The sequence below is a fragment of the Hyphomonas sp. genome (genome assembly GCF_041398465.1).
GTDB lineage: Bacteria > Pseudomonadota > Alphaproteobacteria > Caulobacterales > Hyphomonadaceae > Hyphomonas.
On sequence record NZ_JAWKUS010000002.1, the window covers coordinates 813,186 to 835,991 of the forward strand.

The 22,806-nt window shown below is 62.1% G+C and carries 16 protein-coding genes and 1 tRNA gene; 10 read left to right on the forward strand and 7 right to left on the reverse strand.

The window, feature by feature from the left end:
* Together R3C98_RS10400 and R3C98_RS10405 are read left to right on the forward strand one after the other, a co-directional pair.
* A complete protein-coding gene (locus R3C98_RS10400) occupies window positions 1-3,294 on the forward strand; it encodes an efflux RND transporter permease subunit (protein ID WP_371313996.1) in 3,294 nt (1,097 codons plus the stop codon).
* Window positions 3,294-3,614: an ArsR/SmtB family transcription factor gene (locus tag R3C98_RS10405; protein WP_371313997.1), complete on the forward strand. Its 321-nt coding sequence runs from the start codon at window positions 3,294-3,296 to the stop codon at window positions 3,612-3,614. The genes R3C98_RS10400 and R3C98_RS10405 overlap by 1 nt, the downstream gene beginning before the upstream one ends.
* Before the next feature lie 87 nt (window positions 3,615-3,701).
* Here the strand turns inward: R3C98_RS10405 and R3C98_RS10410 are convergent.
* Window positions 3,702-3,778, reverse strand: a tRNA-Asp gene (locus R3C98_RS10410).
* 163 nt (window positions 3,779-3,941) lie between these two features.
* On the opposite strand from R3C98_RS10410, the gene R3C98_RS10415 reads away from it, so the two are divergent.
* Window positions 3,942-6,485 carry an AsmA family protein gene (locus R3C98_RS10415; RefSeq protein ID WP_371313998.1) on the forward strand — a complete coding sequence of 848 codons (2,544 nt, stop codon included), beginning with the start codon at window positions 3,942-3,944 and terminating at the stop codon, window positions 6,483-6,485.
* 23 nt (window positions 6,486-6,508) lie between these two features.
* Here R3C98_RS10415 and R3C98_RS10420 read toward each other — a convergent pair whose 3' ends face one another.
* Window positions 6,509-8,878 (reverse strand): putative bifunctional diguanylate cyclase/phosphodiesterase, encoded by a 2,370-nt coding sequence (locus tag R3C98_RS10420; RefSeq protein WP_371313999.1) that lies wholly within the window; start codon window positions 8,876-8,878, stop codon window positions 6,509-6,511.
* A 162-nt stretch (window positions 8,879-9,040) separates the two neighbouring features.
* Window positions 9,041-9,748: a DUF6134 family protein gene (locus R3C98_RS10425; protein ID WP_371314000.1), complete on the reverse strand. Its 708-nt coding sequence runs from the start codon at window positions 9,746-9,748 to the stop codon at window positions 9,041-9,043.
* A gap of 128 nt (window positions 9,749-9,876) precedes the next feature.
* Between R3C98_RS10425 and R3C98_RS10430 the strand changes: the two genes are divergently transcribed.
* Genes R3C98_RS10430 through R3C98_RS10445 form a run of 4 tightly spaced genes read left to right on the forward strand, consistent with a single transcriptional unit; the run spans window position 9,877 to window position 14,365 of the window.
* On the forward strand, window positions 9,877-10,881 hold the full coding sequence (locus R3C98_RS10430) for a cysteine synthase A (RefSeq protein ID WP_371314001.1): 1,005 nt from the start codon (window positions 9,877-9,879) through the stop codon (window positions 10,879-10,881).
* 3 nt (window positions 10,882-10,884) lie between these two features.
* On the forward strand, window positions 10,885-11,730 hold the full coding sequence (locus tag R3C98_RS10435) for a sulfurtransferase (protein ID WP_371314002.1): 846 nt from the start codon (window positions 10,885-10,887) through the stop codon (window positions 11,728-11,730).
* Entirely contained in the window at window positions 11,727-12,884 is a 1,158-nt protein-coding gene (metC, locus tag R3C98_RS10440) for a cystathionine beta-lyase (RefSeq protein ID WP_371314003.1), read from the forward strand. Before R3C98_RS10435 ends, metC begins: the two co-directional genes overlap by 4 nt.
* Entirely contained in the window at window positions 12,881-14,365 is a 1,485-nt protein-coding gene (locus tag R3C98_RS10445) for a DASS family sodium-coupled anion symporter (protein WP_371314004.1), read from the forward strand. The genes metC and R3C98_RS10445 overlap by 4 nt, the downstream gene beginning before the upstream one ends.
* Here the strand turns inward: R3C98_RS10445 and R3C98_RS10450 are convergent.
* The 3 genes from R3C98_RS10450 to R3C98_RS10460 form a co-directional block, all read right to left on the reverse strand.
* Window positions 14,362-14,766 (reverse strand): hypothetical protein, encoded by a 405-nt coding sequence (locus R3C98_RS10450; protein ID WP_371314005.1) that lies wholly within the window; start codon window positions 14,764-14,766, stop codon window positions 14,362-14,364. The two genes, R3C98_RS10445 and R3C98_RS10450, sit on opposite strands and share 4 nt — an antisense overlap.
* A 71-nt stretch (window positions 14,767-14,837) precedes the next feature.
* Entirely contained in the window at window positions 14,838-15,851 is a 1,014-nt protein-coding gene (locus tag R3C98_RS10455; protein WP_371314035.1) for an NADP-dependent oxidoreductase, read from the reverse strand.
* Between the two features lie 49 nt (window positions 15,852-15,900).
* Window positions 15,901-16,329 (reverse strand): hypothetical protein, encoded by a 429-nt coding sequence (locus R3C98_RS10460; RefSeq protein ID WP_371314006.1) that lies wholly within the window; start codon window positions 16,327-16,329, stop codon window positions 15,901-15,903.
* A 141-nt stretch (window positions 16,330-16,470) separates the two neighbouring features.
* Here R3C98_RS10460 and polA point away from each other — a divergent pair, with 141 nt between their 5' ends.
* The 3 genes from polA to ilvD all read left to right on the forward strand — a co-directional run bounded on the left by polA (window position 16,471) and on the right by ilvD (window position 22,404).
* The gene (polA, locus tag R3C98_RS10465) at window positions 16,471-19,260 is read left to right on the forward strand and encodes a DNA polymerase I (RefSeq protein WP_371314007.1); all 2,790 of its coding nucleotides are present in this window, start codon (window positions 16,471-16,473) and stop codon (window positions 19,258-19,260) included.
* A gap of 139 nt (window positions 19,261-19,399) precedes the next feature.
* On the forward strand, window positions 19,400-20,446 hold the full coding sequence (locus R3C98_RS10470) for a PLP-dependent cysteine synthase family protein (RefSeq protein ID WP_371314008.1): 1,047 nt from the start codon (window positions 19,400-19,402) through the stop codon (window positions 20,444-20,446).
* A gap of 119 nt (window positions 20,447-20,565) precedes the next feature.
* Complete coding sequence (gene ilvD, locus R3C98_RS10475; protein WP_371314036.1) at window positions 20,566-22,404, forward strand: dihydroxy-acid dehydratase; 1,839 nt, start codon at window positions 20,566-20,568, stop codon at window positions 22,402-22,404.
* Window positions 22,405-22,476: 72 nt separating this feature from the next.
* On the opposite strand, the gene R3C98_RS10480 is transcribed toward ilvD, so the two are convergent.
* Window positions 22,477-22,806 (reverse strand): hypothetical protein (locus R3C98_RS10480; RefSeq protein ID WP_371314009.1); only part of this gene is annotated, 330 nt, incomplete at its 5' end.

Consider the following 22,806-nt stretch of genomic DNA (forward strand, 5'->3'; position numbering starts at 1 on the left):
ATGAAACCGGACGTCTCGGGTTCCATCACACGGTCGACCATCCGGTCGCCACTGACCCCGCTCTTCCTGCTGACAGCGCTGGCTGTCGGCCTCGTTGCGCTGCTTTCCATCCCGCGTGAGGAAGAGCCTCAGATTTCAGTGCCGATGGTCGACATGATCATCCAGGCGCCGGGCCTGAAAGCGCCGGACGTGGTGGAACAGGTCACCGAGCCGCTGGAAAACATCATCAAGGCCATCCCGGAAGTCGAGCATGTCTACTCGCAGAGCCGCGACGACGGCGCGATGGTCACCGCACGTTTCAACGTCGGCACCGATGCCGATGACGCGATCCTGCGCGTGCACGAAAAGATCCGCGCGAACATGGACCGTATCCCGCCGGACGTGCCCATGCCGCTGGTCGTGGGCCGCGGGATCAATGACGTTTCCATCGTCACGCTGACCCTGTCGCCCGAAGAATGGACCGGCGATGTCTGGACCGACACGACCCTGCGCATGCTGGCCGAGGAGCTTCAATCCGAGCTGATCAAGATCGACGATGTCGGCCTGACCACGATCATCGGCGGGCGCCCTCTGGAACTGCGCGTGGAGCCGGATATCCAGGCGATGGCTGCCTATGGCGTGCCGCTGCAGACGCTGGTCCAGTCCGTTGGCCAGGCCGCCGCCGCGATGCCGGTTGGCTCGGCCCGTCAGGAAGGCAACACGCTGCTGGTGCAGGCCGGTGACCGGATCGATGCGGTCGGTGAACTGGAACGGCTCGAAATTCCGGGCGCCGACGGGCGCACCGTCTATCTCTCCGATGTCGCCACGATCCGTGTGTCAGGAGAGGAAAGCGACGCCCGCGTCTGGACGCTGGACCGCCGCGCAGATGGCGACGGCTTTGCCGCGCGCCCGGCCGTGACGCTCTCCCTCGCCAAGCGCCCCGGCGCCAATGCCGTGAATGTGGCCGAAGCGATCCTTCACCGGGTTGACCTCTTGAAAGGCGGGCTGATCCCGGAGGGCGTACGCGTCGAAGTCACCCGCGACTATGGCGAGACGGCGAACCACAAGGCCAACGAACTCCTGTTCCACCTCGGCCTTGCGACCATTTCCATCGTGATCCTGATCGCGTTCGCGATCGGCTGGCGCGAAGCGCTGGTGACGCTGATCGTCATTCCGACGACCATCCTGCTGACGCTCTTCGCGTCGCTGATGATGGGCTATACGATCAACCGCGTCTCGCTGTTCGCGCTGATCTTCTCCATCGGTATCCTCGTCGACGATGCCATCGTCATCATCGAGAACATTGCCCGCCACTGGGCCATGAAGGATGGCCGCTCCCGCGTGGCGGCTGCCATCGATGCGGTTTCCGAAGTGGGCAACCCGACCATCATCGCCACGCTCACGGTGATCGCGGCCCTGTTGCCGATGATGTTCGTGTCCGGACTGATGGGCCCTTACATGGCCCCCATCCCGGCGAACGCGTCAGCAGCCATGCTGTTCTCCTTCTTCGTCGCCGTCGGCGTTGCGCCATGGCTGATGATGAAGATTGCCGGCAAGGCCCCGGTGCATGGCCATGGCGCCAGTGGCGAGGAAGACCATGCCGAAGGCGCCGAAGCGACGCGCCTTGCCACTTTCTACAGGAAGGTGGCCGGCCCCATCGTGGCGTCACGCAAGAACTCATGGATCTTCCTGATCGCCGTCGGTGTTGCGACGCTCGCCTCGCTCAGCCTGTTCTATTTCAAGGTCGTGCCGGTGAAGCTGCTGCCGTTCGACAACAAGTCGGAAATTCAGGTCGTGGTCGACCTGCCGGAAGGCGCCTCGGTCGAAGACACGGAACGCGCGCTGTTCGCATTGGCCGATGCCATCCGCGACGTCGAAGAGGTCGAGACGCTTCAGGCCTATGCCGGCACCGCAGCGCCGTTCAACTTCAATGGCCTCGTCCGTCACTACTTCCTGCGCAACTCGCCGGAACTGGGCGACCTGCAGGTGAACCTTTCCGAGAAGTCCCACCGCAAGCGGGCGAGCCATCCGATTGCGCTCGATATCCGCGAGCGCCTGCTGGCCCTGCCGATGCCGGAAGGCACCAGCGTGAAAGTGGTGGAAGTTCCGCCCGGACCGCCCGTCCTCTCAACGCTGCTGGCGGAAATCTACGGCCCGACGCCGGAAGCCCGCCGCGAGACCGCTGCCATTGTGGAGCAGTTCTTCAATGACACCGACTTCATCGTCGACGTCGACAATTCCATCGGCGACCCGGCCCCGCGCCTGACCGTCTCGGTGGATGAGCCGCGCGCCGCTGACTATGGCGTCCAGCAGCAGGATATCCTCGATACAATTGCCCTGGCCTTTGCGGGCCAGACCGTTGGCGTCAGCCCGCGCAGCGAAGGCCGTGACCCGCTCGACATCCGCATTCGCCTGCCGAAGTCGGAACGTAACTGGTCGCAGGAGATCGCTGCCATTCCGGTGCCGGCGCGCCTCGCCGGGCCGAACGCAGCGCCTGTGGAACTGGGTGCGCTGGTCGATGTGTCGGAAGAAAGCGGTTCGCCGGTCATCTTCCGCCGCGACGGCTATTTCGCGGACATGGTGATGGGCGAACTCGCCGGCCGCTACGAAGCGCCGATCTACGGCATGTTCGAAATCCAGGACAAGGTGAAGGCGTTCGACTGGGCCTCCGCCGGCCTCACCGCTCCCGCTGTGCGCATGTACGGCCAGCCCGCGGACGATACCCAGCCGACCCTGCTCTGGGATGGCGAATGGGAAATCACCTATGTCACCTTCCGCGACATGGGCGCCGCTTTCGCTGTGGCCCTGCTGGCGATCTACATCCTCGTTGTGGGCCAGTTCGGCACATTCCGGGTGCCGCTGATCATCCTGACGCCGGTTCCGCTGACGCTGATCGGCATCATGATCGGCCACTGGCTGTTCGGGGCGCCATTCACCGCCACGTCGATGATCGGCTTCATCGCGCTTGCCGGGATTATCGTGCGGAACTCGATCCTGCTGGTGGACTTCGTGCGACACCTGGAGGACGGCAAGACGCCGCTGAAAGAGGTGCTGCTGCATGCCGGGGCCATCCGCTTCAAGCCGATCCTGTTGACCGCCCTGGCGGCCATGATCGGGGCAGCGGTGATCCTGACCGACCCGATCTTCCAGGGCCTGGCCATCTCACTGCTGTTCGGGCTGGCCTCTTCGACAGCGCTGACAGTACTGGTGATCCCCGCGATTTATGTCGCCCTGCGCGGTCCGGACTGGCTGCCTGAGGTGAAAGGCATGGAATCTGCTGACACCGCAGGAACCGTTCAGGAGGGACACAGCTGATGGCCGCGAAAAAGAAAACCGCCAATGACGCCTATGAAGTGGTTTCGGACAGCATTCATGAAGCGTCCGAAGTCATGAAGGCGATGTCGAGCGAGACCCGCCTGAAGATCCTGTGTGCCCTCAGCGAAGGCGGCGAGATGCCGGTTGGCGAACTCGCCAGCCTGACGGAACAATCGCACTCGGCCGTGTCCCAGCACCTCGCCAAGCTTCGTGCGGCGAATCTGGTGGAATCACGCCGGGATGCGCAGACGATCTACTATCGCTGCAGCGGCGGCGTGGGCCGCGCGCTGATCAACACGCTCTGCGACTACTACCGCTAGGCTGATCCGGAATTCCCGGTCCAGAAACCAGAAAAGCCGCCCAAAGGGGCGGCTTTTTTGTGCCAAAAGGCCACGTTCTGGAGAAAATGGCGCGAGTGACGGGGCTCGAACCCGCGACCTCCGGCGTGACAGGCCGGCACTCTAACCAGCTGAGCTACACCCGCGCATTTTCCGGGCCGCTTTGCGGCGAGCCGCCTCTTTATGCGCGGGCGAAGAGTGGGTCAAGCAGGGAACTTCATGAGGAATCAGCTAATTCGATTTTTCAGCAGCCATTCATCCGACATAATGCCCATGTAGTATGTCGATGCAGATTCCAGGGCGATCGAAATGAAGCGCATAGTCCTGATCCTGGCCGGTATTTTCGGCCTCCTCCTCGTTGCAGCCCTGACTGTTCCGTTTTTCGTGCCGAAATCGGTCTACAAGGCGCAGATCGAAAAAGCAGCGACCAGCGCGCTCAACCGCGATGTCCTGATGACCGGTGACGTCAGCGTATCGGTCTTCCCCCGAATCTCCGCCAGCGTGGGTGGCGTGACTGTTGCGAACCCCGAGGGCTTCACGGCAACCAACATGATCGAGGCCGGGGAGCTGCGCGGCTCCGTTAAGTGGATGCCGCTTCTCTCCCGCCGCGTTGAAGTGCAGGAGCTGTCCTTCGTCGACGCCAATGTCCAGCTGGAGAAACTGGCCGACGGCCGGACCAATTGGGATTTCGGCACCAGCAGCACGGAAGCGGAGGCACCGGCCGATGAGGGAGGCGGCGTCAGTGCGAGCATTGGCAAGGCAAGCCTGAAGAATGCTTCGCTGATCTATGCGGACCGGACCATCGGGACGGAATACGCCTTGAAGGACCTGAACCTCGAAGCCTCCATGCAGGGCTTCGACAAGCCATTGAAGGCGAATGCCGACGGCATTTTCCAGGATCAGTCCTTCGATATCGATCTGACCATAGACACGCCGGAGCAGCTGCAAAGCGGCGTCCCGGCGATTGTCGATGCGAAATTCGATTCCAAGCTGGCGACGGGCACGTTCGGCGGATCGGTGACTCTGGGCGATGCACCGGCGCTGGATGGCGCGTTCAGCCTCAACGCCCCGAACCTTGCCGAGGTCGCGAAATTTGCCTCCGTCGAGCTGCCGGTGAACATCGCGCCGCTCGGTGCGGGAAACATGAAAGGCACAGTCTCCGGTCCGTTCGATGCGCTGACGATCAAGTTCGATGACCTCGACCTGAAAAGCGACCTCGTGGACCTCGGCTTCAAGGGAACCGTCGCACTGAAGGACAGTCCGGCCGTGGATGGCCAGCTTCAGGCCGCCGCGCCGAATACCGGCGAACTGCTGAAGCAAATGGGGATCGAAGTTCCGGCTGAAGACGCGCTGGAGAAGGTCAACATTGCCGGCAAGGTCAGCGGCCCAGCGGATGCCCTGTCGTTGACAGGACTCGACATCTCTCATTCCGGCGCCCTGTTGAATGCCTCCTACAAGGGCGACGCCTCCCTCGCAGGTGACGGCAGCCTCAAGGGCACGCTTGACGCTTCCAGTGATGAGCTGCGCGCGCTTCTGAAAGCGGCAGATGTGGAAATGCCGGAAGGCGACACGCTGAAGAATTTCTCAACCGCAGGCGCCATTTCGGGATCGTTCAAGAAGCTCGCCATCTCGAACCTCGATTTCGCCCTCGACGATATCCGCGCCACGGGCACGGCAGGGCTGGACCTTTCGGGCGCCAAGCCCCACCTGACCGGCGATCTCGATATGGGCGAACTGGACCTGTCGCCTTTCCTGGCTGCTGAAGACCAGGAGAAGAAGCCTCAACAGCCGATGGAAGGCTGGAGCAAGGAACCGCTGGATCTTGCCGGTCTGGAAGCGGTCGACGCCGACCTGAAGATCAAGACGACGACGCTCACACTCGGCAATGTTGTGCTGAAGAATGCACAGGTGAATGCGGTCCTGAAGAATGGCAAGCTGAATGCCGACTTGCCTGCGTTCGATGCGTTCGGCGGCAGCTGGGGCGGCAAGATGAGCCTCGATGCCTCCGCCGCAAAACCGGCCATCGCGCTCGACATGACCGGCGACAGCGTCGGCGTCTCGTCCCTGCTGGGTACCCTCGCCGGGTTCGACAAGCTGACCGGCACCGGTACGTTCGCCGTCTCGGCCACGTCCACAGGCACCTCGATCGACGAGATCATGAAGGGCCTGAACGGCGAAGTCAGCACCAAGCTGAACGAAGGCGCCATCAAGGGCCTGAACGTGGCGCAACTGGTGCGCAGCAAGGACTCCCTGCTGCAGGCCCTTTCCACCGGCCAGCTGCAGAGCCTCGACTTCGCCTCCGCCCTGTCCCCGGAAGCAGAGACAGACTTCTCCAGCTTCGACACGGTCCTGTCGGTGAAGAACGGCGTCGCAAATGTCGACCTGATGAAACTCCTCAGCCCGGTCCTCGGGATCGATGGAACCGGCAATATCAATCTCGGTGGTCAGACTCTGGACCTGCGCCTTGCTACCAGCATCGACAAGAAAGGCCAGGGCACCGGCAGCGTCGTGCAACTGAACGGCATCCCCGTGCCGATCCGCCTGTCCGGCAGCTGGACCAAGCCGAAAGTCACACCGGACCTGTCGGGCGTGAGCAACCAGCTGAAACAGGACCTGACCGGTCAGCTTCTGGAAGGCATTACCGGAAAGTCAGGCACCAGCACCAATCCGCTGGCGGACATTCTTGGCACTTCCGGCAGCATCTCCCCGGCCGAGACGCCCGCCGCCGATCAGGACGCGGCCGAACCGGCCCAACAGGAGACGCCGGAAGACCTGGCAGAGAAAGCTGCCAAGGAGGCCATTGGCAACCTGTTGTTCGGGAAAAAGAAGACCGAGGACAAGCCAGACGAATAGTCCGGCAGTCCACGCAATTACTGTCAGGAAACCTTCGCCGCGCGGGACGGTGCCGCATCAGGTTCAACGATGCGTAATTTGGGCCGTGGGGCGGGAGAAGCTTCGACGCCCGGTACGTCCTTCAACTCGATGAGGTGGCTCAGCTTGTCCAGCGGCTGGGCCCGGCTGATAAAGAAGCCCTGAAGGTTGTCACAACCGTTTTCGCGCAGGAAGTCCGACTGGTAACCGGTCTCGACGCCTTCCGCGGTACAGCGCATGCCAAGCGACCGGGCGAGGTCCAGCGTTGCGATGGCGATCGCGCGGTTATCGGCACGGCTTTCCAGGTCCGACACAAAGCTCTTGTCGATCTTGATCTTGTCGAACGGGAAACTGCGCAGATAGCTCAGCGACGAGAAGCCGGTACCGAAGTCATCGAGAGCGATCCGTACACCAATGGACTTGATCTGATGCAGGCGCTGGAGCGTGAACTCGGTGTCCGACATCAGTACGCTTTCGGTAATTTCCAGCTCCAGGCGCTCCGGTGCGATGTTGTTCGCGGCAATCGCCTGCATGATCGTGGGGATCAGGCTTTGCGAGTGGATCTGGAGCGGGGAAATATTGACTGAAATGCCGACATGCTCTGGCAGGCGACGGGCTTCCTCCATCGCTGCGCGGATCACCCAGTCGCCTATCCGGGTGATCAGACCAATGTCTTCGGCATGCTCGATAAACTCACCGGGATAGACAAGGCCACGCTTCGGGTGTTCCCAGCGCAACAACGTTTCAAAGCCCGTCACATCCAGCGTTGCCGCATCGACAACCGGCTGGAAGAAGACGCGCAGCTCGTGATTGTCGAGCGCACGGTGGAGGTCCGTTTCGATCTGCTGGCGCGCCCGCGCCCGCTCGTCCAGCTCCTCCGAGAACATGCACCAGTTGCCCTTGCCCAGCTTCTTGGCCTGGTAGAGTGCAAGGTCAGCATGTTTCAGAAGGACACGCGCATCCTGGGTAAAGCTGTCAAACAGGCGAACTCCGAGCGAGGCGGAGCAGTTCGCGGTGGATCCCCAGATGTCATAGGGTTCCGACAGTCGTTCGACCAACTCATCCAGGAAGTCTTCCAGCTTTTCGCGATCCGAACGCTCGATGATGAGCGCGAACTCATCGCCGCTGATGCGGGAGACGACATCGTCGTCATGGCAGATCCCGGTCAGGCGCCCGGACACCTGGCGCAGCAATTCATCGCCAGCCGGATGGCCCAGCGTATCGTTGACCCATTTGAAATTGTCGAGATCCAGCCAGACCAGCGCCCGGTTCGTTTTGGGATCACTCGCAAGGCGTACCGCCTTTTCCAGATGCTCCTGCATGGTGATCCGGTTCGGCAAACCGGTGAGGCCGTCATAGTGCGCCATGTAGGCAATACGATCCTCGATTTCCTTCGACTGGGTGATATCCGTCGCCACACCGCGGAAGCCGCAAAACTTGCCTGCTTCGAAAATCGGTTTTCCCGTGACAGACCACCAGCATTCCTGTCCATCTTCCGATGTCTTCACCTGCAGGGCGAGGTCTCGAAACTCCTGCCGGCGCATGAGACTGGTCTGCAGGACGTGTTGGGCATCATCCTTCACGAAAAGGTCGACCAGGGGCTCGCCCTTTCGCATCACGCTGTCAGCGTCCTTCGCGCCCTCGAAGACCAGCGGAATGTCCTGCATTTCCCCTTCGGCGTTCGTCTGCCACAGCCAGTCCGAAGTGCTCTCTTCGAAGTCACGCAATAGCAGGCCGATGAGCTGGGACTGCTCCTTCACCGCACATTCGCTGAGGTGCTGCTCGACAAATTGTTTGTACGACCAGCGAACGGCCAGAACGAGCACTGCGATGTAGGCGAGCGCAAGCAATGAAATGAACTGGTAGGCCGGGTCATGCTGGAATTGCATGGCGGCGACCACGCCTGCGCCAACCGGCAGCAAGAACGAAATCGCGGCGCTGGGCGTCCGGGCCATCAGGAATGTGCCGGCGAACATCATGCCGGCCATGATGACCCCCATGATCATCTGCCCTTGCGGGGCGGCCGCGTTCATCACGATGAAGGGGACGACACCCCACAGCACGCCGCTGATCAGCGCAGCGCGGGAAAAATTGTCCAGAGCCGTCTGGGTCCGCTCATCCATGGGATCCATGTCACGCGGGTTAAAGAACTGCGTCCCGACAGACAGGCTGCTCGATGCCAGAATTGCCGCGCCCCAGATATAGAGAAGATCGCTGGACGCCGTTCCCAGGAAACAGATCACCACAATGCCGGCGTTCATCAGGTTTGCCAGAATCATCACGAACGTGATGCGGCGGACCATATCCAGCTGCCGCGCACGCAGACTGGCTGCATGCTTTTCGGGAACAGAAATGCTCTCCAAGAATCCGGTCAATGTATGATCCCCATCGGTTAATCCGGTTGACCGGACAGCCCCGGATTCTCCCTTCCCACCAGAAGAACCTCGGGTGAATCCATTTCTACAAAATACGAATGAACGGGGAGAAAGCCGGATCGATGAAATTTGATCTATCTGGGCTGCACGCCAGCGGGATCGCTAGCCTTGGTCCTGCCAGTAAGGGGCCTGCAGGACGTAGTCGATTTGCTGGCCGCGTGCTGAAAACGACAGTTTCAGCCAACGACCGGCATCGTCGTACCAAAGCGTCACGTCGATATCGGAATCGAGAAGAAATTTGTTCGCCTCGACCGCCACGCCCGCGATTTCCAGCGTTTCGCGGCCTTTCAGGCGGACTGACACGTCGATCAACTGGCCATTTTCGGACGATAGGAGCGTGCTGGCCTCAGTCTGCGCCATGTTCCAATGGCTCGCAGGAACAGTGGTCAACGGCACGGTTCCGTCGAAGCCGGTCCCTTCCACTTCGATCACATCGCCTTCCGCCCGAGCGGTGACGGAGCCTGCTTTGCCATCCTTGTACACTTCGCCCTGAAGGCCGACGAGCAGGCCATCCTGCCAGCGCTCGGTGGATTGCAACTCGTACCTGTAGAGCGGAATGGGGCCGATACCTGCCCGCAACGTCACATTCGTGTGCGCTTCGATCGTGCCGTCGGGCAGAACTTCGAACCGCACTTCGTGCGTGCCGAAGGGTTTTCCCTGCCGGCGGACATCAAACCTGATCACGTCCCCGTCGCGCGGGGTCCAGGCGAAACCATCCCCGCTGGGCACATTGTCGGCGACCGCCGGGCCGGAGGTTGCCAAGCCGAAACCGAGTACAAGCGCGAAAATTCCGTGGGTCAGGGGCCGCATGGCCTGTTTACGCAACAGGACAGATGATGGATCAGTTTAGGGGAAGCCCACCCTGGGACGGTTGTCCTGCAAGGCGGGGCGCCCTAGCTTCCCGGCTCAACCCGGAAACCGACCTGGAAACCGCCTGCATGCAAACCTATCGATCCGTTATCGAGCTTATCGGAAACACGCCGCTTCTCCGCCTGAACAAGGTCTCTGACGAGACGGGCTGCGAAATCCTCGGCAAATGTGAATTCCTGAACCCCGGCCAGTCCGTGAAGGACCGCCCCGCCCTCGGCATCGTACGCGATGCAGAAGCAGCCGGAGACCTGAAGCCCGGCGGGACGATCGTGGAAGGCACGGCTGGCAATACCGGTATCGGCCTCGCGCTGGTCGGCGCAGCGCTCGGCTACCGAGTGGTCATCGTCATGCCCCGCACGCAGAGCCAGGAGAAGAAGGACGCGATCCGCCTGCTCGGCGCCGAGCTGATCGAAGTGGATGCGGTGCCATATGCCAATCCGAACAACTACCAGCACTATTCCCGCCGCCTCGCCGAAGACCTCGCCAAGAGCGAACCGAACGGCGCGATCTGGGCCAACCAGTTCGACAATGTATCCAACCGCAAGGCCCACTATGACACGACGGGTCAGGAAATCTGGACCCAGACCGATGGCAAGCTGGACGCCTTCATCTGCGCCGTGGGCTCTGGCGGAACGCTGGGCGGCATCTCGATGGCGCTGAAGGAGAAGCGCGAGTCGGTCCAGATCGGCCTTGCAGATCCGGGTGGGGCGGCGATGTACGAATACTTCACCTCAGGTGTGCTGAAATCTGAAGGCACCTCGATTACTGAAGGCATCGGACAGGGCCGGATCACGGCAAACCTTGAAGACATCGTGGTGGACCGGGCCTATCGCTGCACCGACACCGAAGCGCTGAACATCCTGTTCGACCTCGTCCAACATGAAGGCCTCTGCCTTGGCGGGTCTTCAGGCATCAACGTCGCCGGTGCAGTAAAAATGGCGAAGGATCTTGGCCCCGGCCACACGATCGTTACGATGCTCTGCGACTACGGCAACCGCTATCAGTCGAAACTATACAATCCGGAATTCCTGCGATCGAAAGATTTGCCGGTTCCGCCATGGATCAAAGGGTAAGGAATGGAAACGGGCGACCCTCTCGTCACCGCTGGCTGGCTGAAGCAGAATATCTCGGCGCCCGACATCCGGGTCGTGGACGCGACCTACTACGCCCCCTTCCTCAAGGCCGAAAAAACCGGACGCGAAGAATGGGCTGAAGAGCATATTCCGGGCGCCGTCCATTTCGACATCGATGCCATCAAGGCCGGTGGAACCGACCTGCCGCACATGCTGCCGGATCCGATCATGTTCTCGTCCCGCGTGCGCAAGCTGGGCATCGGCGATGGCAACCGGGTGATCGTCTATGACAACAACAATTTCTGCGCCGCCGCGCGTGTCTGGTGGATGCTGCGCGTCATGGGTCATCTCGATGTGAAAGTTCTGGATGGCGGTCTGGCGGCCTGGAAAGCCGAAGGCGGCGATCTGGAAGACATGCCGCCGGTGGCTGTGGAGCGCCACTTCACTGCCCGCGTCCGCAGCGATCTCGTGAAGGACATCAACCAGGTCGCCGCGGCCTCCGCGAGCGGCTCGCACGCCATCGTCGATGCCCGCGCGAAGGGCCGGTTCACAGCTGAAGCGCCCGAGCCGCGCGAAGGTCTCCCGTCCGGACACATCCCCGGCAGCTCGTGCGCCCCGTCCAGCGACTTGATCAATGCCGACGGCACGCTGAAGTCAGCAAACGAACTGCAAGGCCTGCTCCCCAGCTCTCAGGCCCCCATCATCACCACCTGCGGGTCTGGTGTTACGGCCGCGATCCTGGCCCTCGCCTACGCCCGGCTCGGCAACTGGGATGTCGCCGTCTATGATGGATCGTGGACCGAATGGGCCTCCGATCCGTCTCGTCCGGTGGCAACAGGCGCGGCATGAAACGGCCCGAAACGCGGATCATCCACACGCGCGGCCCGCGGCTCGGCAGCGTCACAGTGAACCCGCCCGTGGAGCGCGCCTCCACGGTTCTCTTCAATACGGAAAAGGCGCTCTACGAGTCCAAGCCCGGTTATGGGCGGATGGGTCTCGGCGTGCACCGCGAACTGGAAGCCGCACTGTGCGAACTGGAAGGCGGCACGCATGTGCGCCTCGCCGCCAATGGATTGCAGGCCTGCGCTCTGGCGATCTCTTCCTGTGTCGAATCCGGCGGGCACATCCTGTTCCCGGATAGCGCCTATGGCCCAACGGCGCGTTTCTGCGAACGCCGCCTGAAATATATGGGCGTTTCAGCCACCCGGTACGATCCGCGCATTGGTGCCGGAATTGCTGACATGATCCGTCCGGAGACGCAGGCGATTTTCATCGAGTCACCGGGCTCACTCACCTTCGAAGTCTCTGACATACCGGCGATGACCGCAGCCGCCCGTGAGCGTGGCGTCCCGACGATCGCGGACAATACATGGGCGGCGGGCTATTTCCTGAACCCGCTGGAACTTGGTGCCGACATCGTCGTGCAGGCGATGACGAAGTACATCGTTGGCCATGCAGATGGCTTTGGCGGCGCAGTGATCACTTCAGATGCGGGACGCTACAACCGTATCGCCATGGCGTCGGAAGATTTCGGCATCAGCCTCAGCGCCGACGAGGCCTATGTATGCTTGCGCGGCATGCGCACCCTGCACACGCGCCTCAGAGCGCACGAAGCCGGTGCATTGGAACTGGCTACATGGCTCGCCGAGCGGCCCGAAGTTTCAGAGGTGCTGCACCCGGCCCTGCCCTCCAGCCCGGATCACGCATTGTGGAAGCGGGACTTTTCCGGCTCCAGCGGCCTGTTCGGCGTCGTCCTCAATGCTGTCCCCGAAGGCGGAATGGATCGTTTTCTGGGCGCTTTGCACCTGTTTGGTATGGGTTTTTCATGGGGTGGCTATGAAAGCCTGCTCATTCCATGTGACCACCAGCTCACCCGTTCCAAGGACAGCTGGACCGCATCGCGCGCGGGTCCGCTGCTTCGTATCCATGTCGGCCTGGAAGCCGTCTCAGACCTCAAGGCAGAGCTCGACTCGGCCTTCGCCGCCCTGAAAGGCCCCGCATGACGCTCTCGCACCGGACGATCGGCCTCATCCTCGGGATTGTTCTTCCAGCGCTCATGCTCATCGTGGGTCCGCCAGCGGGTCTGTCCTGGCCCGCCTGGCTGACGGGCTGCCTTCTCGTCCTGATGGCAACATGGTGGGCGACCGAGGCCATTCCGATTCCCGCGACGTCCCTGCTCCCGCTGATCGTCCTTCCTTTTGGCGCAGCCATTATCGGACATGGCGAACATGCTGACGCCGCCGGTGTGGCGGCGCTGTCTCCGCGCGCCATAAGCGGCAGCTATATGGACCCCATCGTCCTGCTCCTCCTGGGCGGCTTCGTGATCGCGTTGGGCGTCGAGCGCTGGCACCTGCACAAACGCATCGCGCTGAATATCGTCGACCGCGTCGGGACCTCACCCAAGGCGCTGATCTTCGGCTTCATGCTGGCGACCGCCGTTCTCTCCATGTGGATCTCCAACACAGCGACTTCGCTGATGATGGTGCCCATCGCCATCTCGGCTGCGGCCGCCTTGCAGGACAAGGAAGGCAAGTTCACGACCGCAATCCTGCTCGGCGTGTGCTACTCGGCCTCCATCGGCGGCGTTGCCACGCCCATCGGCACGCCGACCAATTTGATCGCCCTGAAATGGCTGCAGGAAGAAACCGGCGAAGGCATCGGTTTTGGCCAGTGGATGACCTTCGGCATCCCGACCGCAGCGCTGCTGGTGCCGGCGGCCTGGTGGGCGGTGACCCGCGGCCTGCCGAAGTACAAGCACGGCGAGTCTATGGCTGCGTCCGTGCACCACGACCTCCTGGAACTCGGCCCGATCAAGACACCTGAGCAGCGGATCGCCATCGTGTTCGGCATCATTGCCTCAATGTGGGTGCTGCGCCTGCCGGTGACCAAGCTTCTCACCTCCATGGGCTACCCCCTGCTGGAAGCCTATGGCGGGCAGACGGACATGATGATCGCTCTGTTCGGCGCCGTGCTCGTTTTCCTCGTCCCCGCAGGCGGTGAGGAACGGCGCGCACTGATGACTTGGGACGAAGCGGTGAAACTTCCCTGGGGCGTGATCATCCTGTTCGGCGGGGGCATCTCGCTCGGCAAAGCCATGCACGCCACCGGCCTGTCAGACTGGATCGGGACGCAGATGCAGATGCTGAGTGTCTTCCCGCCGCTGATGATCGTGGCGATCATGGTGCTGCTGGTGATCTTCCTGACTGAAGTCACATCCAATGTTGCGACCATGACGACACTGGCGCCGATCATCGGCTCGCTCGCTGTCGCCGTGGGGGCTGCGCCGCAATCCCTGTTCGCACCCGCTGCCGTTGCCGCCAGCTGCGCCTTCATGCTGCCGGTCGCAACCGCGCCAAATGCGGTGATCTATGCCACGGGCAGAGTGCCGATCAGCGAGATGATCAAGCAGGGTTTCCGTATCAATCTTATGGGCGTCGTGATCATCACGATCGTCGGCTTCTGGATTGCGCCAGCTGTTCTCTAGTCGTCGTGATCGTGACGATGTTCCCGTGGCGGCGGGGCTTCGTCCAGTGACGGTTCGCGCAGCCAGCAGTCACACCCGCCGTCATACTGAAACGCTTCGCCATATCCGTTCACCCGCACAGGCGGTGTGACCGGGACGTAGGCGACCGGCGCAACGTCATAGGAATCGCCATACCGGTCAGCGAACCCGTCGCCTGTGTCGTCGCAGACGAGATAGCCGTCGATATTGTAATCACAACCAAAGCTGGGCACGGCGGTCAGCGTGACAGCCATTTCATCGGATGCCGCCGCCATCGCGTCGGCGAACATCGCCATCTCTTCGCTGGTACAGGCGCCAAGGGCGATCACCCCCGTCGCCGCGAGGGCCGCTCCGGCCAATTTCAGCCGCCTTGCGCGCGCCATGTCATCCCTCCAGCCAATTCACCTGCAATAACAAAGCATTGTAATTGAACGAGGGATGAACAGCAAATCGATCAGGCCGGCGGCGGGCTACATTCAACGACGAGTTTACCGAGGTTCTTGCCCTCAAAGAGTCGCGACAGGCTGGACGGCGCGTTCTCGAAACCCTTCACCACATCCGTCTCGAACTTCAGTTTCCCTTCCATCAGCCACATGGCCATTTGCTGAATGCCTTCCGGGAAACGATCGAAATAGTCGATCACGATGAAGCCCTTCATGAGCGTGCGCCGCATCAGGAGGTTCGAGAAATTATACGGCCCCGGCACCGGTCCGGTGGCGTTGTAAGTACTGATCAGGCCGCACAGTGGCATACGCGAGAAATCGTTCAGCCGTGCGATGACCTCGTCCATGATCTGCCCACCAACATTCTCGAAATTGATATCGACGCCGTCCGGGCAATGCTTGTCCAGCGCCGCACCGACATCCTCGGTCTTGTAGTTGATGGCCGCATCGAAGCCGGCGGTCTCCGTCAGCCATTTGCACTTGTCGTCGCTGCCCGCGATACCGACCACGCGGCAGCCCTGGATCTTTGCGATCTGGCCAACCATGGAGCCGACCGCGCCCGCCGCCGCAGACACGACGACCGTCTCGCCCGCCTTCGGCTTGCCGATGTCCATCAGGCCGAAATAGGCGGTCATGCCGGTGGCGCCCAGTGGCCCCATATAGGCCGTCAGCGGGACCCCCGGCAGGATGGGCAGCTTTGCGAGGCCTTCGCCCTGCAGTGTGGGATACATGGTCCAGGTGCCCAGGCCTGTGTTGACCACATCGCCCTGCTGGAAGCCGTCATGCCTGCTTTCCACGACGACGGCGAGGCCACTGCCCCGCATGCCGTCACCGATACCGACCGGCGGCAGGTAGGCGTCCATGTCGCTCATCCAGATGCGATTGGTCGGGTCGAGCGAGAGGTAGACCGTCTTCGCCCGCACCTCGCCATCCTTCAGGGGCTCAAGCGGCGTCTCGACGAGTTCGAGGTCGCCTTCCTTGATATCGCCCACCGGCCGCTGGCGCAGCACCCATGTCTGGTTCATCTCGCTCATGTGTTCCTCCCTTTTGCAGGGAGGCTAGAGCCTTCTTCGGTCAGCGCAAGACATCCCGGCGCGACAACCAGCGGGCGTAGACCATGAGGAGAAGTGCAATCGCGATGATGACGACGCTCATGATCCATTGCCCCTCCATGTGCGGGGCATTCTTGTCGAAATAGCCCATCGACATGCTCGAAGCCGCAGCCAGCAAGGATGCGAGGAACAGACCGACCGCCAGCTTTTTCCTCAGCAGCAAGGCGATACTGCCTGCCAGCCCGCCGATCACGCCAATCGCCCAGATGATCCACATCCACGCTGGCATATTGAGCCAGTAGTCGAGCATTTCCTGCGGATAGGGTTCCAGATACGCCGCGTTCTTCGTGGCGGTCATGGTGAAATCGAAGCAGCCGAAGGCGTTCCAAAGTGCACTGATCCCGCCGACGACCCAGAGGTGCCATGGTGTTCGTGTTGCTGACTCGCTCATAATTTGCCCTCCCCGGCCTTTATCGCGGCAAAGCTTACCCTAGGGAATGTATTCCACAAGCAGAATCCTTCCCGGGGTTTCGGGCGGGTGACGCGCGATGCTCTGGCGGCTAAACCATCGGGCAGAAAAGGATTCTCGCCCATGGCCACCGCCCCCGTCACCAAGGACAGCCACCTCTACCTGGTCGATGCCAGCGCCTATATCTTCCGGGCCTTCCACGCATTGCCGCCGCTGACCCGCTCGTCTGACGGGCTGCCCATCGGGGCCGTCAGCGGGTTCTGCAACATGCTGTTCAAACTGCTCGAGGACCTCAAGGGCGACGAACGGCCGACCCACTTCGCCTGTATCTTTGACGCCTCATCCCACACATTCCGGAACGATCTGTACGACCAGTACAAGGCCAACCGGGACGAGCCGCCGGAAGAGCTGCGCCCGCAATTCCCTCTGGTTCGCCGCGCCGCCGAAGCCTTCGCCGCTCACGCCATCGAGATGGAAGGCTTCGAGGCTGATGATTTGATCGCGACCTATGCCCGCGAGGCGGAAGCCAAAGGCGCGCGCGTCACCATCGTCTCGTCCGACAAGGACCTGATGCAGCTTGTCACCGACAAGATCGTCATGCTCGACACGATGAAGAACAAGACCATGGGCCGGGAGGAAGTGTTCGAGAAGTTCGGAGTCGGACCAGAAAAGGTCGTCGACGTCCAGTCGCTGGCGGGCGACAGCGTCGACAATGTGCCGGGGGCTCCCGGGATCGGCGTAAAAACGGCGGCCACCCTGCTCAGCGAGTATGGCGATCTCGACACGCTGCTGGCCCGCGCCGAGGAAATCAAGCAACCCAAGCGCCGCGAGACGCTGATCAATTTCGCCGACCAGATCCGCCTCTCGCGCGACCTCGTCACGCTGAAGGATGACGTGCCGCTGGAGGTCTCGCTGGAAGACCTCGCCGTGCAGGACCCGGAGCCGGACACGCTGCTCGGCTTCCTCGAGGAAATGGAGTTCAAGACCATCACCCGCCGCGTCCGCGAGATGATGGAGAAGGAAGGCGCGCTGGAGGCTGCTCCGCCTGCGGAAGACCCGATCGACCGGACGAAGTATGAGTGCGTGCGCGACTTCAAGGACCTCGAAGACTGGATCGCCCGAGCCAAGAAGCAGGGCTATGTCGCCGTGGATACGGAGACCGACAGCCTGGACTCCGTTACCGCAAATCTCGTCGGCGTGTCGCTCGCGCTCGCCCCGAACGAGGCGTGCTATATCCCGCTTGCACATGTCGACCCGAACGATACCGGCGATGGCGACATGTTCGGTGCCGACCCGCCCCGTCAGGTCCGGATGAAGGATGCGATCAAGGCCCTGAAGCCGCTGCTTGAGGATGATGCCGTCCTGAAGATCGGCCAGAACATCAAGTATGACCTGAACATCTTCGCCCAGCACGGCATCCATGTCGCGCCGATCGATGACACGATGCTGCTGTCCTATGTGCTGAACGCCGGCAAGCACGGTCACGGCATGGACCTCTTGTCAGAGAAATACCTCGGCCACGTACCGCTTTCCTACAAGGACGTTGCCGGCACCGGAAAATCGCAGGTCACTTTTGATCGTGTCGCATTGGATAAAGCCACCGAGTACGCCGCCGAAGACGCCGATGTCACGCTACGCCTGTGGCAAACGTTCAAGCCTCTTCTGCACACAGAGAAAGTCACAACGGTCTACGAGACAGAGGAACGCCCGCTGGTGCCCGTCCTCGCCGCCATGGAACGCGAAGGCATCAAGGTGGACCGGGACAAGCTCTCGCGTCTCTCGTCCGATTTCTCCCAGCGCATGGCCGCGCTGGAAGCCGAAGCCTACGAACAGGCCGGCGAGGAGTTCAAGATTTCGAGCCCCAAACAGCTGGGCGAAATCCTGTTCGACAAGATGGGCATTGAAGGCGGCAAGAAGACCAAGACCGGCGCCTGGGTGACGGATGCCGATGTGCTCGAAGGCCTCGCGGCCGAAGGCCACGAACTGCCGCGCACGATTGTCGACTGGCGGACGCTGTCGAAACTCCGCTCGACCTATACCGAAGCGCTGCAGGCCGCCATCAACAAGGAGACGGGCCGGGTCCATACCAGCTTCTCCATGGCGGTCGCGCAGACCGGGCGCCTGTCCTCTTCCGATCCGAACCTGCAGAATATTCCGGTGCGGACCGAGGAAGGCCGCAAGATCCGCGAAGCCTTTATTGCCGATGAGGGCAATGTTCTGGTCAGTGCGGACTACAGCCAGATCGAGCTGCGCGTGCTCGCGCACATGGCCGACATCGATGCGCTGAAGACGGCCTTCAAGGATGGCCTCGACATTCACGCCATGACCGCCAGCGAGATGTTCGGCGTGCCCATTGAGGGCATGGATCCGATGGTTCGCCGTCAGGCCAAGGCGATCAATTTCGGGATCATCTACGGCATTTCCGGCTTCGGCCTCGCCCGCCAGCTGGGCATCCCGCAGTCGGAAGCCTCTGAATACATCAAGACCTATTTCAAACGCTTTCCCGGCATCCGCGCCTATATGGACGAGACCAAGGCCTTCGCGAAGGAGCACGGCTATGTGCAGACTGCGTTCGGCCGGAAAGTGCACCTTGCCGGCATCCAATCGAAGGGCCCGCAAAAGGCCTTTGCCGAACGCCAGGCCATCAACGCGCCGATCCAGGGCTCAGCCGCCGATATCATCAAGCGCGCCATGATCCGAATGCCGGAAGCCCTCGCCAAGGCGAAGCTGAAGGCCCGGATGCTGCTGCAGGTGCACGACGAATTGGTCTTCGAGTGTCCGGAGAAGGACGCGGCAAAGCTGATCAAGGTCGCAAAAGAGACCATGCAATCAGCCGCCAGCCCTGCCATGGACCTGTCGGTACCGCTGGAAGTCGATGCCCGCGCCGCCAGCAACTGGGCCGAGGCGCACTAGGCTGTCTGCCCTTGAAGCGCCGCTGCCCGTCGCAAAAGCATACAAAATTGCAATGTGGCCAGACGCAGTTGTCACATTTGCGTGAACGATTCGGCCTGCTAGCTATGTTGCATTGCGAAACGCAGACCGAGGCAGGCTTATGCCATTTTCCACCGCCGTCGCCAGCTGTCCCTTCAAAATCGGCCACACGCCCCTGACCGTTTATCAGATCAGGATTGGCAATCTGACCCACGAATTGCTGGTGAAAGAAGAGCGCTGCAATGAGTTCGGATCGGTCAAGGACCGCGTGGCCTGGTACATCCTGTCCAGAACGATCGAGAAGATCGGCCCGGTCCAATCCGTTGTCGATGCCTCCTCGGGCAATTACGGCAATGCGCTCGCCTGCATCTGCCAACGGCTCGGCATTGCGGCGACCATTGTGTCGTCCACCTCGATCAGTGCGCATAATGCCGCCCAGATCGAAGGCGCCGGCGCGCGACTGGTGATTGCAGAACCGAAGCCCGGTGAGACCTCCAACGCCGCCCGCATACGCGTGGCCGGAGAGATTGCCGACGCGGAAGGTTCGGTCTTCCTCAACCAGTATTCCAATCCGCTGAATCCGGCCTCGCACCAGAACTGGACCGCGCCGGAACTCTTTGCCGATGGCCCGTTTGACGCGGTATTCATGACCTCCTCTTCCGGCGGCACCTCGCGCGGCTTTGCCGACTATCTGAAGGCGCGTCCGGGCACTACCCAGCTTTGCCTGGTGGAGCCGGAAAGCTCCTGTGCCTTCCTCGAAAGCCCATCGGGGTGCACCGACAAGCTGAAAATTCCCGCCTTCGGCAGCCAGCGGCGCTCCTCTTTTGCCGGCATGAAGCCCGATCCGGGCATGATCCGCATGGATGAAGCCTCCACGGTCGCGGCCTTCGTGCTGCTTCATGATCACGCGCTGTCGAAGGTTGGCCTCTCCAGCGTCGGGGTTATCCTCGGTGCACTCGACTGGCTGTCCCGGCAGGAGAAGCCAGCCCGCGTTGCCTGTATCTGCGCGGATGGCGACGAGCGTTACCTGGACGAGATTCAGTCCCGATATATCGCAGCTGTCGGCGACGATGCCTATCAGGCTGCCCGCGCCCGGCTGGAACCGGTGATCGGCGGCATGCGCTGCCTTGGCCCGGTACAACCAGCCGTGAAAGCCGCCGCGCGCTGATCCTGCCAGCAGGTCCGGCAACATCCGGGGGCTGGCCGTTCCCCCTTCGTCATGATTGATAATCGCCCGCCCGGCAGGTAAGCCCCTGCCGAGCACTGAAAACGAGGCACAAAGTGGCAATTCTCTACCGTTCACGCACTTCGACCCATGGCCGTAACATGGCCGGCGCCCGTGGCCTTTGGCGCGCCACCGGCATGAAGGACAGCGATTTCGGCAAGCCGATTATCGCGGTGGTGAACTCCTTTACCCAGTTCGTGCCCGGCCACGTGCACCTGAAAGACCTCGGCCAGATGGTCGCCAGCGAGATCGTCGCGGCGGGCGGTGTGGCCAAGGAATTCAACACGATCGCGGTCGATGACGGCATCGCGATGGGCCATGACGGCATGCTCTATTCCCTGCCGAGCCGCGAAGTGATCGCCGACAGCGTCGAGTACATGGTCAACGCCCATTGTGCCGATGCGATGGTCTGCATCTCCAATTGCGACAAGATCACCCCCGGCATGATGATGGCGGCGCTGCGCCTCGATATTCCGGTCGTCTTCATCTCCGGCGGCCCGATGGAGGCCGGCAAGGTGAACATCGACGGCGAACTGCGCGCGGTCGACCTGATCGACGCCATGATCGAAGCGGCGAACCCCGACCGGACCGATGCCGAAGTCGAAGAGTTCGAGCAGAATGCCTGCCCGACCTGCGGCTCCTGCTCCGGCATGTTCACGGCGAACTCCATGAACTGCCTCGCCGAAGCCATGGGCCTCGGCCTGCCGGGCAACGGCTCGACGCTGGCCACCCATGCCGACCGCGAAGCCCTGTTCCGCCGCGCCGGCCAGCGCATCGTGGAACTGACCAAGCTCTATTATGAAGACGGGGACAAATCCGTCTCCGCCCGCGGCATCGCCAACAAGGCGGCGTTCGAGAACGCGATGACGCTCGACATCGCCATGGGCGGCTCGACCAATACGATCCTTCACCTGCTCGCCATTGCCCGCGAGGGCGAGGTGGACTTCACGCTGGACGATATCGACCGGCTCAGCCGCTCAACGCCGTGCCTCTGCAAGGTCGCGCCCGCCGTGGCCAACGTCCACATGGAAGACGTCCACCGCGCTGGCGGCATCTTCGGAATCCTGGGTGAGCTCGACCGCGCCGGGAAGCTCGACACATCCGTTCGCACGATCCACTCCGACACGCTGGCCGAAGCGCTCGGCAAGTGGGACATCCGCGTCAGCAACGATCCCGAAGTTCAGGAACTGTTCCTGGCCGCGCCCGGCGGCGTGCGCACCACCGAGGCGTTCAGCCAGTCGCGTCGTTACAAGGAACTCGACACCGACCGGGAGAAAGGCGTCATCCGCTCTGCCGAGCATGCCTTCTCTCAGGATGGCGGCCTGGCCGTCCTGTTCGGCAATCTCGCGGAACAGGGCTGCGTCGTGAAAACCGCCGGCGTCGACGACTCGATCCTCAAATTCTCCGGCCCGGCCGTCGTCTGCGATAGCCAGGAAGACGCCTGCAAGCGCATCCTGAACAAGGGCGTGAAGGCGGGCGATGTGGTCATCATCCGCCATGAAGGCCCGCGCGGCGGCCCCGGCATGCAGGAAATGCTCTACCCGACCTCGTACCTGAAATCGATGAAGCTCGGCAAAGCCTGCGCGCTGATCACCGACGGGCGTTTCTCCGGCGGCACGTCAGGGCTTTCGATTGGCCATGTCAGCCCGGAAGCGGCGGAAGGTGGCCTGATCGGCCTGATCGAGGAAGGCGACATCATCGAGATCGACATCCCGAACCGCACCATCCATGCGAAACTCTCGGACGCGGAAATCGCAGAGCGCCGCGCCGCCATGGAGGCCAAGGGCGACAAGGCCTGGAAACCGGCCGAGGAACGCCCCCGCAAGGTGAGCCGTGCCCTGAAGGTCTACGCGGCACATGTGGGCAACGCCTCACAAGGCGCTGTGCGGCTCGATCCGTAGATCTGCCTGCGCCTGCGACGCCCGTGAAGGCGCTGTGCGGATGAGCTGAGTTTTCAGGGACGGGATTGCGCGTCAGGTTTCCGGCAGCGGCAGGTTCACGAAGCAGGCCAGCGCGCTGCCGCGTCCGGCGGGCGCAATCGCGATATCGTATGGCCCGGCACAACGCGCCGTGTAAGCCGGCGTGAAGAGCCGCCCATCGCACGCAGCGGCGAGGCGGTCATTGTAATGTTCTGAAGGTTTCAGCCAGTCGCGTTCTGCTTTCTGTCCCGGCATCCAGTCGATGCTGACGAGATAAACGCGCAGGTTCGGCGTGATGCTCCAGTGATACTTCACGCCCCTGCCGTAGGCCGCCCTGATCTCAGCGCGCAGCATCAGCACCTGGACCCAGATCAGGGGCCAGAG